This window comes from Bradyrhizobium sp. Kon69 (genome assembly GCF_055807515.1).
In genome coordinates, this window is the sequence record NZ_JBVVOS010000398.1 from 1 (window position 1) to 263 (window position 263).

Genomic DNA, 263 nt, shown 5'->3' on the forward strand with positions numbered 1-263 from the left:
GATCATCATGCAGTAGCCACGTTCCAGGCCCCAGACGCCGCCGGATGTGCCGACGTCGACGTAGTGCAGGCCCTTTTCTGCCAGGGCCTTGCCGCGACGTACGTCGTCCTTGTAGTTGGTGTTGCCGCCGTCGATGATCACATCACCGCTTTCGAGCAGCTCACTCAGCTCATTGATGGTGTCTTCAGTGGGCGCGCCTGCCGGCAACATCACCCACACCGCACGCGGCTTCTGCAGCCCGGCCACCAGGGCCTCCAGGCCGG

Annotated in this window: 1 protein-coding gene; it reads right to left on the reverse strand. The window is 64.3% G+C overall.

Going from position 1 to position 263, the window contains the following annotated elements:
• Positions 1-263, reverse strand: a 263-nt coding sequence (locus tag AC0L3U_RS39580) for an NAD(P)-binding domain-containing protein (protein WP_473365146.1), incomplete at both ends; no start/stop codon positions are given.